At 51.6% G+C, this 16,575-nt stretch carries 17 protein-coding genes; 15 read left to right on the forward strand and 2 right to left on the reverse strand.

Features of this window, described 5'->3' with window-relative positions; genetic code table 11:
- Positions 1 to 222: 222 nt before the first annotated feature.
- The 7 genes from ACTJI7_RS03450 to ACTJI7_RS03480 all read left to right on the forward strand — a co-directional run bounded on the left by ACTJI7_RS03450 (position 223) and on the right by ACTJI7_RS03480 (position 5,799).
- Positions 223 to 345: a hypothetical protein gene (locus tag ACTJI7_RS03450; RefSeq protein WP_281506763.1), complete on the forward strand. Its 123-nt coding sequence runs from the start codon at positions 223 to 225 to the stop codon at positions 343 to 345.
- Entirely contained in the window at positions 342 to 524 is a 183-nt protein-coding gene (locus ACTJI7_RS03455; protein ID WP_281506764.1) for a DUF1482 family protein, read from the forward strand. The genes ACTJI7_RS03450 and ACTJI7_RS03455 overlap by 4 nt, the downstream gene beginning before the upstream one ends.
- A gap of 176 nt (positions 525 to 700) precedes the next feature.
- Entirely contained in the window at positions 701 to 3,184 is a 2,484-nt protein-coding gene (locus tag ACTJI7_RS03460) for a 3'-5' exoribonuclease domain-containing protein (RefSeq protein ID WP_440705156.1), read from the forward strand.
- A gap of 52 nt (positions 3,185 to 3,236) precedes the next feature.
- A complete protein-coding gene (locus ACTJI7_RS03465; protein WP_246949814.1) occupies positions 3,237 to 3,482 on the forward strand; it encodes an excisionase in 246 nt (81 codons plus the stop codon).
- Positions 3,463 to 4,593 (forward strand): phage integrase Arm DNA-binding domain-containing protein, encoded by a 1,131-nt coding sequence (locus ACTJI7_RS03470; RefSeq protein WP_439199536.1) that lies wholly within the window; start codon positions 3,463 to 3,465, stop codon positions 4,591 to 4,593. Before ACTJI7_RS03465 ends, ACTJI7_RS03470 begins: the two co-directional genes overlap by 20 nt.
- A gap of 212 nt (positions 4,594 to 4,805) precedes the next feature.
- Positions 4,806 to 5,279, forward strand: coding sequence for a hypothetical protein (locus tag ACTJI7_RS03475; RefSeq protein WP_246949818.1), 474 nt, complete (start codon positions 4,806 to 4,808; stop codon positions 5,277 to 5,279).
- Positions 5,263 to 5,799: a hypothetical protein gene (locus ACTJI7_RS03480; protein ID WP_246949820.1), complete on the forward strand. Its 537-nt coding sequence runs from the start codon at positions 5,263 to 5,265 to the stop codon at positions 5,797 to 5,799. Before ACTJI7_RS03475 ends, ACTJI7_RS03480 begins: the two co-directional genes overlap by 17 nt.
- A 260-nt stretch (positions 5,800 to 6,059) precedes the next feature.
- On the opposite strand, the gene icd is transcribed toward ACTJI7_RS03480, so the two are convergent.
- Positions 6,060 to 7,310, reverse strand: a complete 1,251-nt coding sequence (icd, locus tag ACTJI7_RS03485; RefSeq protein WP_003857898.1) for an NADP-dependent isocitrate dehydrogenase — start codon at positions 7,308 to 7,310, stop codon at positions 6,060 to 6,062.
- Positions 7,311 to 7,427: 117 nt separating this feature from the next.
- Here icd and rluE point away from each other — a divergent pair, with 117 nt between their 5' ends.
- The 8 genes from rluE (at position 7,428) to ACTJI7_RS03525 (ending at position 15,235) form a co-directional block, all read left to right on the forward strand.
- Complete coding sequence (rluE, locus tag ACTJI7_RS03490) at positions 7,428 to 8,081, forward strand: 23S rRNA pseudouridine(2457) synthase RluE (RefSeq protein ID WP_440669703.1); 654 nt, start codon at positions 7,428 to 7,430, stop codon at positions 8,079 to 8,081.
- A gap of 9 nt (positions 8,082 to 8,090) precedes the next feature.
- Positions 8,091 to 8,564 carry an NUDIX hydrolase gene (locus ACTJI7_RS03495; protein WP_440669704.1) on the forward strand — a complete coding sequence of 158 codons (474 nt, stop codon included), beginning with the start codon at positions 8,091 to 8,093 and terminating at the stop codon, positions 8,562 to 8,564.
- Positions 8,565 to 8,604: 40 nt separating this feature from the next.
- The gene (mnmA, locus tag ACTJI7_RS03500; RefSeq protein ID WP_028012751.1) at positions 8,605 to 9,717 is read left to right on the forward strand and encodes a tRNA 2-thiouridine(34) synthase MnmA; all 1,113 of its coding nucleotides are present in this window, start codon (positions 8,605 to 8,607) and stop codon (positions 9,715 to 9,717) included.
- 26 nt (positions 9,718 to 9,743) lie between these two features.
- Positions 9,744 to 10,373, forward strand: coding sequence for a high frequency lysogenization protein HflD (gene hflD, locus ACTJI7_RS03505; RefSeq protein ID WP_013097081.1), 630 nt, complete (start codon positions 9,744 to 9,746; stop codon positions 10,371 to 10,373).
- Between the two features lie 19 nt (positions 10,374 to 10,392).
- On the forward strand, positions 10,393 to 11,763 hold the full coding sequence (gene purB / locus ACTJI7_RS03510; RefSeq protein ID WP_014883421.1) for an adenylosuccinate lyase: 1,371 nt from the start codon (positions 10,393 to 10,395) through the stop codon (positions 11,761 to 11,763).
- A 124-nt stretch (positions 11,764 to 11,887) separates the two neighbouring features.
- A complete protein-coding gene (gene phoP / locus ACTJI7_RS03515; RefSeq protein ID WP_440670038.1) occupies positions 11,888 to 12,559 on the forward strand; it encodes a two-component system response regulator PhoP in 672 nt (223 codons plus the stop codon).
- Positions 12,560 to 14,023, forward strand: coding sequence for a two-component system sensor histidine kinase PhoQ (gene phoQ, locus ACTJI7_RS03520; RefSeq protein ID WP_045630113.1), 1,464 nt, complete (start codon positions 12,560 to 12,562; stop codon positions 14,021 to 14,023).
- Between the two features lie 90 nt (positions 14,024 to 14,113).
- Positions 14,114 to 15,235, forward strand: a complete 1,122-nt coding sequence (locus ACTJI7_RS03525) for a ribosomal protein uL16 3-hydroxylase (protein WP_047364295.1) — start codon at positions 14,114 to 14,116, stop codon at positions 15,233 to 15,235.
- A gap of 42 nt (positions 15,236 to 15,277) precedes the next feature.
- Here ACTJI7_RS03525 and pepT read toward each other — a convergent pair whose 3' ends face one another.
- Positions 15,278 to 16,501, reverse strand: a complete 1,224-nt coding sequence (pepT, locus tag ACTJI7_RS03530; protein WP_440669706.1) for a peptidase T — start codon at positions 16,499 to 16,501, stop codon at positions 15,278 to 15,280.
- Positions 16,502 to 16,575 lie beyond the last annotated feature (74 nt).

A 16,575-nucleotide genomic window follows, 5' to 3' on the forward strand; every position in this document is an offset into this window, starting at 1 on the left:
TTTCGCCCCCCATGAGATCATCAATGAAATTATATTTGTCAATTTAATATTGACCAATGACATATTTATTTGTAGTCTGAATTTAGAAAATCAGTCATCAAGGCAGGACGCCCACGAAGTAGCTGCCGGCGGCATACGAAACACCGGATGAGATGGCAAGACAATCGCGCAGCAGGTTTACCGTTCCGCCAGCCTGGCGTTAAAGGCACACAGGAGTTAACCATGATCGATTTCGCACGCAAAAAAGCAGGCTGCCAAGCCGTTCGCTTAAATCTGTTTGAAGTTCTGGTTCGTAAACTTTGCTATTTACTGGCCCAAAAAGGCAATCCAAAGCTAAAAGCATGAGCTCGTTCTATGCCCTGATCGTTACCGTCTGTGCCCTCACCGGGGAATGCTCAGACATCATGCTCGGTGTATACAAAACCGAATCTGGCTGTGATGCAGCTGCCAAAGAGCAGCACATTAAAGGAGTGTGTTACCCATATAAACCGGCTGGAGACCAACAGCCTGCTTTCAAGTTTTAATCGAGTTATGACCAATGGCTGTTACCAGCCCCTAAAAGCACAAAACCCGCGCAAGGCGGGTTAAGTACCCGGTCAGCCGACCAAAGCTTTCCGGAATCGAGTTTTGACCAATGACCACTACCCAAGGCGGCAATCACTAGCTGCGGGTATCTTACAACCAAAATTAAGGACCCGATATGGAATTCTTTCATTTAATCAAGGCAACACAGAAATCCGGCAAAGAAGATGCCGTTATCTGGTTTACGGCTAAATCAGAAGCGCGAGCCAATTTGCAGCTGGATGTAGAGCTGGAAGATGCTGGCATTGAAACCGGCCGGGGCAAGAATTATAGCAAGCCTGTCCGTACCGATTTTCCTGTTTACAACGACCTGCCGGAAGAAAGCACAGTAGATTACACCTGGTGCAAACGCTACGAACTCCGGGACGATGGACGCACCTGGCTGCCAAAGGCTGGTGCTGAGTCTACTGGAGCCGTGGACAACAACACTGCCGCTCCGGAAACGACCACTACAATTGAAACCACCGTCGAGAGTGTCCCGCTTGAAAACCGCACTCCAGCGGTCCGTTTTGCCGTCCACCTGACCAGCGACAAATACCAGTCACATATCACTAAAGAGCAGCAGCTGGCTGCCAGCGAAATGTCACTGGATGAAGGCAACACCTATCTTCAGAACCTGCTGCTGGCGAAGAGCGACATCCCTGAAGTTGCCGAACTCAGCCTGTACGTTGAGTGGAAACTCGTTCAGGCGATTAAGCAGGTTTTCGCGCCAGATGAAACGCACGAAACTGAAGATATCGCTGCATTCATGGCTGACTGGACTAAAGCAGATGCCAGCGCTCGCAATCAATTAGTGGAAGACTGGCGCAGCGGCAAATTTCCCCCTCTGAAATCTGAAAGCACCAGCGACACTGGCGTTATAGCAGGTCAGGGTCTTGCACCTGATAACGCTATCCAGATTGACGAGAATGATGACGAAACCACACGTTATCCAGTCGTTCGTATGCCCTTCCGCAAGCAGCTACTCGCCCAGTTCACCGCCGACGAACTGCGCCACCACTTAACCCGCGAAGAATACGAAGGTATCAGCGCGCTTGAGATGGACACTGACAATAGCTATGTCCAGAACCTGTTGCTGGCGGCAGAAAACTGCGAACAGGTTAAGGGTTACGACACCAAAGACCTGTGGCGCTATACCGACGCCATTCGCAAAGTGTTCAGCCAGGAAAAGCGTCACGAACTCGCTTTGGTTCTCCGATTCACCAGAATCTGGGCGGCGACTGATTACATAGACCGCGGCCTGCTGGTAAAAGAATGGGCCAAAGGCAATCGCATTGCAGAAATACAGCGTACTGAAAGCGGTACGAATGCTGGCGGAGGCAACAAGACCGACAGAAACCCTGACCTTAAACATGATCTCGACACTCTCGATTTAGAGATTGCGCTGGCCACGTTACCAATGGATTTCAACATTTATGATATCCCTGGTGGTGTTTTCCGTCGGGCAAAAGAGATCGTAAGTAAAAAAGAAAGTCCATTCAAAGAATGGTCTAGAGTTCTTCGCGCAACTCCGGGGGTTTTGGACTACTCGCGTGCAGCTATCTTTGCACTTGTCCGCAGCGCTCACCCAGAGCATTACCTGTATCCGGCTCGTCTCAGCGGATTCATTAACGCGAACCTGACTGAAAGCGATCATTCTGCTCCATCAGACGAAACTCTTGCGGCTGCGCGACATAACCCTGAGGTGAGCTGGACAAACGAGATAGTGACTGATTCTGCTTTTGAAACTCGCGGCCAGAATGAAGGGGCACAAGTCGACGGCGGCACGCTGCCGGTTTTCGAAAAAGTTGGTAATGGTCTTTTTTCTATTGAAGGGCTGGCCACTAGCAAAGCTGTAATCGACCAACAAAATACCGCGGCGGAGTACATTGATAATGTGCAGATGGAAGAAACTGGCAATGATGAAACACCGGACGGTGCTGCGTTATCAGAAGGCACGGAAGAAACTATCTCAAGCGCAAGCGCTAATGAAACTTATAGCAGCACAACTGCCATAAATAATGATTCCGGTCATCATAATCATGTCGAGCCTGAAATGCTCTATACACACCTTATGATCGACATTGAAGCTTTTGGTAAAAAAGCTGATTCACCAGTCGTATCTATCGGGGCCGTGTTCTTTGATCCATCAACAGGTAATACCGGTTCGGATTTTTACAAAGTGATTAGCCTGGAATCTGCCATGGCCAGCGGCGGAGTTCCGGATGCATCTACCATAATCTTCTGGCTCAAAGCTTCACCTGAAGCTCGTTCAGAGTTAGTGATGGATGATGCTATTCCGCTCGATGATGCATTACTGCAGCTAAATGAGTTTATAGGCGAGAATGCGGTTAACGGCCCTGATTCTGTTCAGGTCTGGGGTAATGGTGCCACTTATGACAATGTCCTGCTTGAGGCATCTTATGACCGGACGGGGATCCCCTGCCCATGGAAGTTCTGGAATAACCGGGATGTAAGAACAATTGTCGAGTTGGGTAAAGCCGTTGGCTGCAAGCCTCGCTATGAGATCCCGTTTGAGGGAGAACCTCACAAGGCTATTTCGGATGCTCATCATCAGGTCAAATACGTGTCTGCAATCTGGCAGCGTCTGACTGAACACTGATTTTTTAATTTCAGAAAATGGCTCTGATATGGGCCATTATGAGGTAAATCATATGCTTCAAATGCTGACTTTAGAAGAATGGGCTGGGGAAAAATACCGGAGTAATCCTCCAAGTCTGAATACATTACGCCGATACGCTAAAGAGAGCATGTTCACTCCCCCGGCCACCAAAGAAGGAAGATATTGGCGGGTAAGAGAAGATGCCGAGATTACAGGTAATTTAACCCAGCCCGTTATTAAAAAATCTGATTCTCCTATGCTTCAAAGGATACTGTCTGATGGCTGCCCGACCACGTAAAAACAACGTCAAGATACCTAATCTTTATCCGCTCTACAGTCGCAAGGTAAATAAAATCTACTGGCGCTATAAGCATCCTGTTACTGGTAAATTTCACAGCCTCGGAACTAACGAGGCTGAAGCAACAGCAATAGCAATAGAAGCTAATGCGCGACTAGCTGAACAGCGTACTAGGCAGGTTTTGGCAATAAGTGACAAGATAGCCACCAGCAAAGGAAAAGCGATATCAACGAGTACATGGTTGGATCGTTATTGGAAAATTCAGGATGAAAGACTGGAGAATGGTGATATCAAGCCGAACACTCATAAGCAAAAGGCTAAACCCGTCGCCCTACTCCGTGAGAGCGTAGGAATGAAAGTGATTTCATCCGTCGATGTTCGGGACGTTGCCCAGATTCTGGAGTCCTATGTTGCAGAAGGTCAACCTAGGATGGCCCAGGTGATCCGCTCTGTTTTAATCGATGTTTTCAAGGAAGCCCAACATTATGGCGAGGTACCGCCGGGTTATAACCCGGCACTTGCTACAAAACAACCGCGCCGGCGGATTAGCCGACAACGTCTTAACCTCGACGAATGGCATAAGATTTTCGCGATTGCTGATGCCCGCCATCATTACATGGGCAATGCAATGCTATTGGCACTCGTTACTGGTCAGCGCCTCGGGGATATATCCAACATGAAGTTTAGCGATATTTGGGATGACCATCTGCATGTCGTACAGGAGAAGACGGGTAGCAAGCTAGCGATCCCTCTATCCCTGAGACTTAATGTGATTGACTGGAGTTTGAGGGATGTAGTTGCGCGTTGCCGTGACTATACCGTGAGTCCATACCTTATCCATTTCTTCCGGGCGACCTCAATGGCTGAACGAGGTGCACAGGTGAAGTCGAACACTATAACAATGAATTTCAGTAAGGCCCGTGATAAAGCAGAAATAAATTGGGGGGATGGTACGCCAGCAACGTTCCACGAACAACGATCTTTAGCAGAACGCCTTTACGAAGCTCAAGGTGTTGATACTCAGAAATTGCTTGGCCATAAATCTCCAAATCAAACAGCCCGATATCACGATGATCGAGGAAAAAATTGGACTGTGGTTTCAATACTATGAAAAATTCAATCGCAATGCATTTATCGATGTTAGAAACCACTCTCTCTGCACAAAAAACAAACAAAACAGGTTTGTTTTACAAATTTCATTAGATTGTGCACTTTTTAATCATAAGATTGAAAATAGTAATAAACATTATAACAATAAATTTTTTTGATGCACAATCATTGCTTGTTTTGTATTATATCACTTTGTTTACTTAAGGAGATGACATGTTTAACTTGGAAGAAGCGTTTAGAAGCGTACCTGGTGTTGAAAACATTGTAATAACAACAACTGAGGATGATAACCATGATACTAGTGGCATGCTTGATATCCAAGGTATGCGAGCATACTTTGAATATAAAAAAGCCACTGCAATTGACATTATATTGACCACAATTGCATTTGAGTACACTCTATTTAATAAAGAAAAGAAAGATAAAATATTAGAGTTAGTTAATTTCTTTAATAAGACTAAACCAGGTATTAAATGTTGTTTGGCAGATATGCCAAAAGGTAAATTGAAGATTGCTTTCAAGAGTGAGATAATTACTAAAAACGGAGATTATGATACCCTAAAAGGTTCACTTTATGCTTCCATTCCAATACTGTCAGCAGCACCCTTGATTTTTAGCATGGATATGGATCTCAAATCTATTCAGCATAAAAAGATTGTAAGGGCTGCAGATGAGCGAAAAAAATAAAGGTGCTTGGGAGAAGTTTTTAAATCTTAGGCATACCGGAAAAATCATTTCTCTTTTGAACGCTGCTTTATATAGTTTCTTATCATATTTAGTTATTGGATATGTTAAAAAAGAGTTCTTGCTCGAACAGGATGCTTTCAAACTCTCTGTTGGTATCATTCTTTTGGTTCTTTTTGTAGGGTTGTTAAGTTGGTTCAGAGACATGATCACCGAAGAATGGGACATGCAAGCACCAATAAATAAAGAGAGAAAAAATCATGAACAAACCAAGGAAGAGTTAGAAACCCTTAAAGTCGCATTGACAGCAAAAGAAACAATAATCGATGAAAAAAGGAAAATAATCCATGCTATTAGTTGCAATCTTAATAACACAATATTAACGAATGATAATATTGAATCTATGGTAGGTGATATTAAGAAAATAATGACAAAAATTAATATTAGTAAAGAGGCTAACAATCTCTCTGACTTACCTTCAGCAGGAGCCCAATCAGATTATCTCAGTATGTTCTGCCCCTGATTATTGAATTTGACACATTTCAGCTATCAATTAAGCCCAGTCATGCTTTAAATGTCTGGGTTTTTTAGTTCATGTTGATTCACAGTGAATATCATAACATACATGTCTGCCTAAAATATTCAATATCTTCACAATGTAATTGCGGTTACCATTTAGATATTTTGTTAAATAGTTTTGATAATATTTTGATAACCGTACGAAATCTAATAATAAAAACGGGAACCAAGTGGCCCCCGTTCTTGTTCAACCCAGAGAGTGCATTACATGTTCGCGATAATCGCGTCGCCAAACTCTGAACATTTCAGCAGCTTAGCGCCTTCCATCAGACGTTCGAAATCGTAAGTTACGGTTTTCGCGTTGATCGCGCCTTCCATACCTTTAACGATCAGGTCTGCGGCTTCGAACCATTCCATATGACGCAGCATCATCTCTGCGGAGAGGATGATAGAGCCTGGGTTCACTTTGTCCTGGCCTGCGTATTTTGGTGCAGTACCGTGGGTTGCTTCGAACAGGGCGCACTCGTCGCCGATGTTCGCGCCAGGGGCGATACCGATACCGCCAACCTGTGCCGCCAGGGCGTCAGAAATGTAGTCACCGTTCAGGTTCATACAGGCAATGACGTCGTATTCAGCAGGACGCAGCAGGATCTGCTGCAGGAACGCATCGGCGATCACATCTTTAATGATGATCTCTTTGCCGGTGTTCGGGTTCTTGATCTTCTGCCACGGGCCGCCGTCGATCAGCTCACCGCCGAACTCTTCGGTCGCCAGCTGGTAGCCCCAGTCTTTGAACGCGCCTTCGGTGAACTTCATGATGTTGCCCTTGTGAACCAGGGTCACAGAATCACGGTCGTTGGTGATCGCGTATTCGATGGCCGCACGCACCAGGCGCTTGGTCCCTTCTTCAGAGCACGGCTTAATGCCGATACCGCAGTGCTCAGGGAAGCGAATTTTCTTCACGCCCATCTCTTCGCGCAGGAATTTAATCACTTTTTCTGCATCAGCAGAGTCCGCTTTCCACTCGATACCCGCGTAGATGTCTTCTGAGTTTTCGCGGAAGATAACCATGTCGGTCAGTTCAGGGTGCTTAACCGGGCTTGGGGTGCCCTGATAGTAACGAACCGGACGCAGACACACGTACAGGTCCAGCTCCTGACGCAGCGCCACGTTCAGGGAACGGATGCCGCCGCCGACCGGAGTGGTCAGTGGGCCTTTAATAGCAACGCGGTAGTCGCGGATCAGGTCCAGCGTTTCCGCTGGCAGCCAGACGTCCTGGCCATAAACTTGCGTCGATTTCTCACCGGTGTAAATTTCCATCCAGGAAATTTTACGCTCGCCTTTGTAGGCTTTCTCAACAGCGGCATCAACCACTTTCAGCATTGCCGGGGTAACGTCTACACCGATACCGTCGCCTTCGATGAACGGAATAATCGGATTGTGAGGAACGTTAATCTTGCCGTTTTGCAGGGTGATCTTTTTACCTTCCGCCGGAACAACTACTTTGCTTTCCATTAACCTCTCCTTCGAGCGCTTCTGGTTGTTACTGATCTTATGTTAATAAATTGTAATGAGCCCTTCGATAGTACCTGATTGTCCTGCGCCATGAAAGGTCTTCGTTATTAGGCTATAATGCGGCAATTGATAACGCCTGAAAATACCATGAAGAAAACTTCTTTTACAAAACACCGGGTTGAGCGATTCAGCTCGCGACAAGCCGCCAGACGACCGCAAGAAACCCAGCCAAAGCGGGTTATTCTGTTCAATAAACCCTACGATGTTTTGCCGCAGTTTACCGATGAGGCCGGACGCAGCACGCTCAAGGATTACATCCCTGTTCAGGGCGTCTACGCCGCCGGTCGCCTGGACCGGGACAGCGAAGGACTTTTGGTCCTAACCAACGACGGCGCCCTACAGGCAAAGCTTACGCAGCCGGGCAAACGCACCGGCAAAATTTACTTTGTGCAGGTTGAAGGCGAGCCGGGCGAAGAGACGCTGGCAAAACTGCGCAGCGGGGTGACGCTGAACGACGGTCCCACCCTGCCCGCCGGTATTGAACGCGTGAATGAGCCGGAGTGGCTGTGGCCGCGTAACCCGCCCATTCGCGAGCGTAAATCCATCCCGACAAGCTGGCTCAAAATCACCCTGTATGAAGGCCGCAACCGCCAGGTGAGGCGAATGACCGCGCACGTCGGCTTCCCTACCCTACGTCTGATTCGCTACGCCATGGGCAGCTACACGCTGGATACGCTGGCAAACGGCGAATGGCGCGACGCTGCCCCTTAAGGAGAAACGATGTTTAAACCTCATGTTACGGTCGCCTGCGTGGTGCACGCGCAGGGAAAATTCCTCGTTGTGGAAGAGAGCATCAACGGCAGGGCGCTGTGGAATCAGCCTGCCGGGCATCTTGAAGCCAATGAAACGTTGCTGCAGGCCGCGAAGCGCGAGCTCTGGGAAGAGACCGGCATTCGCGCTGAGCCCCAGCACTTCATTCGCATGCACCAGTGGATTGCGCCCGACAGCACCCCATTCCTGCGCTTTTTATTCGCCGTTGCGCTTAGCGAAACGTGCGCCACAGAACCGCATGATGACGATATCGATCGCTGCCTGTGGGTCACCGCCGAGGAGATCCTGAACGCGCCAAACCTGCGCTCACCGCTGGTTGCGGAAAGCATCCGCTGCTGGCAGTCAGGCGCACGCCTGCCGCTGGGTGTCATCGGAGAATTTAACTGGCCGTTTACAGAGGGTGTCAACGGTGGGGGGGCGTGATAGAATACGCCGCCTTGAAGTTCAATGTCGTGAGTATTCCATGTCAGATAACAGCCAGAAAAAAGTGATCGTCGGCATGTCCGGCGGTGTCGATTCCTCCGTTTCCGCCTACCTGTTGCAGCAACAGGGCTATAAGGTGGAGGGCCTGTTCATGAAGAACTGGGAGGAAGACGATGGCGAGGAATACTGCACTGCCGCAGCGGATCTCGCCGACGCGCAGGCCGTATGCGACAAGCTCGGCATTGAACTGCACACCGTTAACTTTGCCGCAGAATACTGGGACAACGTCTTTGAACTGTTCCTGGAAGAGTACAAAGCGGGCCGTACCCCGAACCCGGATATTCTGTGCAACAAAGAGATCAAATTTAAAGCCTTCCTGGAATTCGCCGCGGAAGATCTGGGCGCTGACTACATTGCGACCGGTCACTACGTGCGTCGTGCGGACGTGAATGGCAAAAGCCAGCTGCTGCGCGGCCTCGACGGCAATAAAGACCAGAGCTACTTCCTTTATACGCTGAGCCACGAACAGATTGCGCAAAGTCTGTTCCCGGTCGGCGAACTGGAAAAGCCGGAAGTGCGTAAAATTGCCGAAGAGCTGGACCTGATCACCGCGAAGAAAAAAGACTCCACCGGTATCTGCTTTATCGGCGAGCGCAAATTCCGTGATTTCCTGGGCCGCTACCTGCCTGCACAGCCAGGTAAAATTGTCACCGTTGATGGCGACGAGATTGGTCAGCATCAGGGGCTGATGTACCACACCTTAGGCCAGCGTAAAGGCCTCGGTATTGGTGGGACGAAAGAAGGCAGCGAAGATCCGTGGTACGTGGTCGACAAAGACGTCGAAAACAATATTCTGGTGGTGGCTCAGGGTCACGACCACCCGCGTCTGATGTCCGTTGGCCTTATCGCACAGCAGTTGCACTGGGTCGATCGCGAGCCCCTGAAAGGCACGCTGCGCTGTACGGTGAAAACGCGCTACCGCCAGACCGATATTCCTTGCACCATCACCGCGCTTGATGACGACCGTATTGACGTCCGTTTCGACGAGCCGGTCGCCGCCGTTACCCCGGGCCAGTCTGCTGTCTTCTACAGCGGCGAAATCTGCCTGGGCGGCGGGATCATTGAACAGCGCCTGCCGCTGCCCGCTGTTTAACCGATTGCACACATAAAGGAGACCGTGTGGCGAAGAATTATTATGACATCACCCTTGCGCTGGCAGGAATTTGCCAGTCTGCTCGTCTGGTGCAACAGCTGGCGCATCAGGGTCACTGTGACGCTGATGCCCTGCACGTTTCGCTCAACAGCGTTATCGACCTCAACCCCGGTTCAACCCTGGGCGTGTTCGGCGGCAGCGAAACCAATCTTCGTCTCGGTCTTGAAACCCTGCTTGGCGTGCTTAACGCCAGTAGCCGTCAGGGGTTAAACGCGGAACTGACCCGCTACACCTTAAGCCTGATGGTGCTTGAGCGTAAGCTGAGCGCGGCAAAAGGCGCGCTCAATACCCTGGGCGATCGCATCGCCGGGCTACAGCGTCAGCTCGACCATTTTGACCTGCAGTCTGAAACGCTGCTGAGCGCCATGGCGGGCATTTACGTTGACGTCATCAGCCCGCTGGGCCCGCGCATTCAGGTCACCGGCTCCCCTGCCGTACTGCAAAGCCCGCAGGTGCAGGCGAAGGTCCGCGCTTCCCTGCTGGCTGGGATCCGCGCCGCCGTGCTGTGGCATCAGGTTGGCGGTGGCCGCCTGCAGTTAATGTTTTCTCGTAATCGCCTGACTACTCAGGCAAAACAAATTCTTGCTCATTGTTAACCTCCCGGAGTTGCGAATTATGGAATTATCCTCACTGACCGCCGTATCCCCTGTCGATGGACGCTACGGCGATAAAGTCAGCGCGCTGCGCGGGATCTTCAGCGAATATGGTTTGCTGAAGTTCCGTGTTCAGGTTGAAGTACGCTGGCTGCAGAAGCTGGCCGCCCAGGCAGCAATCAAGGAAGTTCCTGCTTTTGACGAAAAGGCAAACGATTACCTTGATAAAATCGTTGCTGAGTTTAGCGAAGAAGATGCCGCGCGCATTAAGACCATTGAACGCACCACCAACCACGACGTGAAAGCGGTTGAGTACTTCCTGAAAGAGAAAGTGGAAAGCGTTCCGGCCCTGCATGCGGTATCCGAATTCATTCACTTCGCCTGTACGTCCGAAGATATCAACAACCTGTCTCACGCGCTGATGCTCTCCACCGCGCGTAAAGAAGTGGTGCTGCCTTACTGGCGTAAAATCATCGACGCGGTGAAAGCGCTGTCCGTGGAATACCGCGACATTCCGCTGCTTTCCCGTACTCACGGCCAGCCAGCCACCCCATCCACGATGGGTAAAGAGATGGCGAACGTGGCGTACCGTATGGAGCGCCAGTATCGTCAGCTGGAGCAGGTTGAAATTCTGGGTAAAATTAACGGCGCGGTCGGTAACTACAATGCCCACATTGCCGCGTACCCGGAAGTGGACTGGCATCAGTTCAGCGAAGAGTTCGTGACCTCTCTGGGGATCCAGTGGAACCCGTACACCACCCAGATTGAGCCGCACGACTACATTGCAGAGCTGTTTGACTGCATCGCGCGCTTCAACACCATCCTGATCGACTTCGATCGCGACGTGTGGGGCTACATCGCGCTGAACCACTTCAAGCAGAAGACCATCGCCGGGGAAATTGGCTCCTCCACCATGCCGCACAAGGTGAACCCAATCGACTTCGAAAACTCCGAAGGCAATCTGGGCCTGGCTAATGCCGTGCTGCAGCATATGGCGAGCAAGCTGCCGGTTTCCCGCTGGCAGCGCGACCTGACCGACTCCACCGTGCTGCGTAACCTGGGCGTGGGCATTGGCTACGCGCTGATCGCGTATCAGTCCACCCTGAAGGGCGTGAGCAAGCTCGAAGTGAACCGTGACCGTCTTCTGGACGAGCTGGATCACAACTGGGAAGTATTGGCAGAGCCGATTCAGACCGTGATGCGCCGCTACGGTATCGAAAAACCGTACGAGAAGCTGAAAGAGCTGACACGCGGTAAACGCGTCGATGCCGAAGGCATGAAACAGTTTATCGACGGTCTGGCACTGCCGGAAGAAGAGAAAACCCGCCTGAAGGCCATGACTCCGGCGAATTACATTGGCCGCGCCATCACTATGGTTGATGAGCTGAAGTAATGTTCCTTCCCCCCCTTTCCGCCCGGAAAGGGGGTTGCTTTTCCCCGGTTTACTGAATGTTTATCCCCACAGCAACATAATCAGCGTTAAACTATTCATACTATTTATTCTGGGAGAAAAGATGATGCGCGTACTGGTTGTTGAGGATAACGCATTGCTACGCCACCACCTGAAGGTTCAGCTTCAGGAGATGGGACATCAGGTGGATGATGCTGAAGATGCAAAAGAAGCCGATTATTATCTCAATGAACACCTGCCGGACATCGCCATTGTCGATTTAGGCCTGCCTGATGAAGACGGCCTGTCGTTAATTCGTCGCTGGCGCAGCCATCACGTTTCCCTGCCGGTTCTGGTTCTCACCGCCCGCGAAGGCTGGCAGGACAAAGTTGAAGTGCTCAGCGCCGGTGCGGATGATTACGTCACCAAACCGTTTCACATTGAAGAAGTGGCGGCGCGCATGCAGGCGCTGTTACGCCGCAACAGCGGGCTGGCTTCACAGGTTATCTCCATTCCGCCTTTCCAGGTGGATCTCTCCCGTCGCGAGCTGTCGATTAACGATGAAGTGATCAAGCTCACCGCGTTCGAATACACCATTATGGAAACGCTGATCCGTAACAGCGGAAAAGTAGTGAGCAAAGACTCCTTAATGCTCCAGCTCTACCCTGACGCTGAGCTGCGCGAGAGTCACACCATAGACGTGCTGATGGGCCGTTTGCGTAAGAAAATTCAGGCGCAGTATCCGCAGGACGTGATTACGACCGTCCGCGGCCAGGGCTACCTGTTCGAATTACGCTAAATGAGACGGATTTTGCGCCACATTCTGCCCCTCTCGCTGCGGGTTCGTTTTTTACTGGCAACAGCCGCGGTGGTGCTGGTGCTGTCGCTCTCCTACGGTCTGGTCGCCCTGGTGGGCTACAGCGTCAGCTTCGATAAAACGACCTTTCGACTGTTACGCGGCGAAAGTAATCTGTTTTATACCCTGGCCACATGGGAAGACAACCACATCACCGTTGAAATGCCGGAGAACCTGGATCAACAGAGTCCTACTTTAGCCCTGATTTACAATGAAAAGGGAAAGTTGCTTTGGGCGCAACGCGATATTCCGTGGCTGGCGAAAAGCATTCGTCCGGAGTGGCTCAAAACCAACGGGTTTCATGAGATAGAAGCCGATCTCAATACCACCAGCACGCTGATTCGCGAAGATCGCTCGATGCAGCAAAAGCTCAATGAAATCCGGGCTGACGATGCCGAGACGGAAATGACGCATTCGGTGGCGATCAATATCTACCCGGCGACCATGAACATGCCGCAGTTAACTATTGTGGTGATCGACACCATTCCGGTTGAGCTAAAACGTTCCTATAAGGTCTGGGGCTGGTTCGTTTATGTTCTGGCCGCAAACCTGCTGCTGGTGATCCCGCTGCTTTGGGTGGCGGCGTGGTGGAGCTTACGCCCTATTGAGTCCCTGGCGCGAGAGGTGCGCGAGCTTGAGGAACATCATCGTGAAAAGCTCAATCCGGAAACCACCCGTGAGCTGACCAGTCTGGTGCGTAACCTCAATCGCCTGCTGAAAAGCGAGCGTGAACGCTATGATAAGTACCGTACGACCCTGACCGACCTCACCCACAGCCTGAAAACGCCGCTGGCCGTAATGCAAAGCACCCTGCGTTCCATGCGCAGCTCAAGGCTGAGCGTCGACGATGCCGAGCCGGTGATGCTGGAACAAATCAGCCGAATCTCGCAGCAAATTGGCTACTATCTGCACCGCGCCAGCATGCGTTCCGGCAGCGCGCTCCTGAGCCGCGAGCTGCACCCGGTGGCCCCGCTGCTGGATAATCTCACGTCCGCCCTTAACAAGGTGTATCAGCGTAAAGGGGTCAACATCAGCCTCGATATTTCGCCTGAAATTAGCTTTGTAGGCGAAAAAAATGACTTTATGGAAGTGATGGGCAACCTGCTGGATAACGCCTGTAAATACTGCCTGGAGTTTGTTGAAGTATCGGCGCGCCAGACGGATAACGAGTTACACATTATCGTTGAGGATGATGGCCCCGGGATCCCGCTTAATAAACGTGATGTGGTGTTCGATCGCGGTCAGCGAGCGGATACGCTGCGCCCCGGTCAGGGCGTGGGTTTAGCCGTCGCCCGCGAGATTGTCGACCAGTATGACGGAAAAATCGAAACCAGCGAAAGCTTGCTCGGCGGGGCCAGAATGGAAGTGATTTTTGGTCGTCAGCAGCCCACATCGGACGATAGTTAACCCGTTATGTGAAAAATGCGAGGATCTCGCAGCCGGGGGGCTGAGCTTCCGTTATAATCCGAGTCAGTAAGAGCCTGCGGATAAAAAAATATGGATTATCACTTAACACTTAACTGGCCCGAGTTTATTGAACGTTACTGGCAAAAGCGCCCGGTGGTTCTGAAACGCGGGTTCAGCAACTTTGTCGACCCTATCTCACCTGACGAGCTGGCCGGTCTGGCCATGGAAAACGAAGTCGACAGCCGTCTGGTCAGCCACCAGGACGGGAAATGGCAGGTCAGCCACGGTCCTTTCGAAAGCTACGATCATCTCGGCGAAAGCAACTGGTCGCTGCTGGTGCAGGCGGTTAACCACTGGCACGAGCCGACTGCCGCGCTAATGCGCCCGTTCCGCGCCCTGCCAGACTGGCGAATGGACGATCTGATGATATCCTTCTCCGTACCTGGCGGCGGCGTGGGTCCGCATCTGGACCAGTACGACGTGTTTATCATTCAGGGCACGGGCCGCCGCCGCTGGCGCGTGGGCGAAAAAGTGCCGATGAAGCAGCACTGCCCGCACCCGGATCTGCTTCAGGTGGATCCGTTCGAAGGCATTATCGACGAAGAGCTGGAGCCAGGCGATATTCTCTACATTCCGCCAGGATTCCCTCACGAAGGTTACTCCCTGGAGAACTCGCTGAACTACTCTGTCGGGTTCCGCGCGCCGAGCGGCCGCGAGATGATCAGCGGCTTTGCCGACTATGTCCTGCAGCGCGAGCTGGGAAGCTATCGCTACAGCGATCCGGATGTGCCTGCGCGCGAGCATCCGGCAGACATCGTGCCAGAAGAGCTGGATAAGTTGCGCGGCATGATGCTGGATCTGATCAACGAGCCGGAACATTTCAGGCAGTGGTTTGGCGAATTTATCAGTCAGTCACGCCACGAGCTGGACGTTGCACCGCCGGAGCCGCCGTATCAGGCAGATGAGATCTATGATGCGCTGCAGCAGGGTGACAAGCTGGTTCGTCTGGGTGGATTACGCGTGCTGCGCATTGGTGAAGAGGTCTTCGTCAACGGGGAGAAGCTCGACTCCCCGCACCGCCCGGCGCTGGAAGCCATTGCCAGCCATATGGTACTGACTGCAGAAACCTTTGGCGACGCGCTGGAAGACCCATCCTTCCTCGCGATGCTGGCCGCGCTGGTCAACAGCGGGTACTGGTTCTTTGAGGACTGAGTTGTGACAATGCCCGGTGGCGCAGCGCCACCGGGCATTTTTTTAGCGTTTAGCGGTTAACTCGGCTATGCGCACAATCACCTTCACCGCCTTTTCCATCCCTTCCAGCGTCACAAACTCATGCTTGCCGTGGTAGTTATAGCCCCCGGTAAACAGGTTCGGGCACGGTAGCCCCATAAATGACAGCTGCGAGCCGTCAGTGCCGCCGCGAATCGGTTTTAAGACCGGTTCAATATCGCAGTCTCGCATCGCCTGCTGGGCGATATCCAGAATGTGCGGATGGGCCATCACCTTGTCGCGCATATTGTAATAGCTGTCTTCAATGATCAGCTCAATATAGCAGTCAGGATGCAATCCCTTCCCAACCTTCTTGGCGATCTCCATCATTTTGCGCTTGCGCGCCTCAAAAGCTTTACGGTCAAAATCGCGGATGATGTAGTGCATCTGCGCGCTGTCCACGGTGCCTTTGATGCTGGTGAGGTGATAAAAACCCTCGTATCCCTCTGTCTGTTCAGGGCTCTCTTCCGCCGGGACTTCCGCATGAATACGCGACGCCAGCGACAGCGCGTTCACCATCACCCCTTTGGCAGACCCGGGGTGAACGTTGTTTCCGACAATTTTTATAGTCACCGACGCCGCGTTGAAGTTTTCATACTCCAGCTCGCCCACGCCACCGCCGTCGACGGTATACGCCCACTGCGCGTTAAAAGCATCCACGTCGAAGTGCTTCGCGCCCTTACCCACCTCTTCGTCCGGGGTAAAGGCAACGCGGATGTCCCCGTGCGGGATGTTTTTACGTTTCAGCACCGCCAGCGCCGTCATGATTTCCGCGATGCCCGCCTTGTCATCCGCCCCCAGCAGCGTTTTACCGTCGGTGGTGATCAGCGTCTGGCCGAGCAGCTGGTGCAGCACCGGGAACATCACCGGAGAGAGCACTTCGTCGCCAATCCCCAGCGCGATATCACCGCCGCGGTAGTTTTCCACGATCTGCGGGTTCACGTGTTTGCCGCTAAAATCAGGTGAGGTATCGACATGAGAAATAAAGCCAATCGCCGGAATATCACCCGGCACATTCGCCGGCAGCGTTCCCATCACAGTGCCTTTTTCGCTTAACGTGACGTTGACCAGCCCCATGGCCTCAAGCTGCTCTTTAAGCAGGTTTAACAACTTCCACTGGCCTTCGGTGCTTGGCACCTGGCGGACACCCGGCTTAGATTGGGTATCCAGCGAAACATACTGTAAAAAACGCTCAAGTAATTTATCCATGCAGTCACCCTCACTTTTTGTGACAACATTATCAGTAAGCATCAAAACGCAAATATTGCGTCAGGTCACTTTTA

This window comes from Enterobacter sp. 22499, from assembly GCF_052044815.1.
GTDB classification, from domain to species: domain Bacteria; phylum Pseudomonadota; class Gammaproteobacteria; order Enterobacterales; family Enterobacteriaceae; genus Enterobacter; species Enterobacter bugandensis.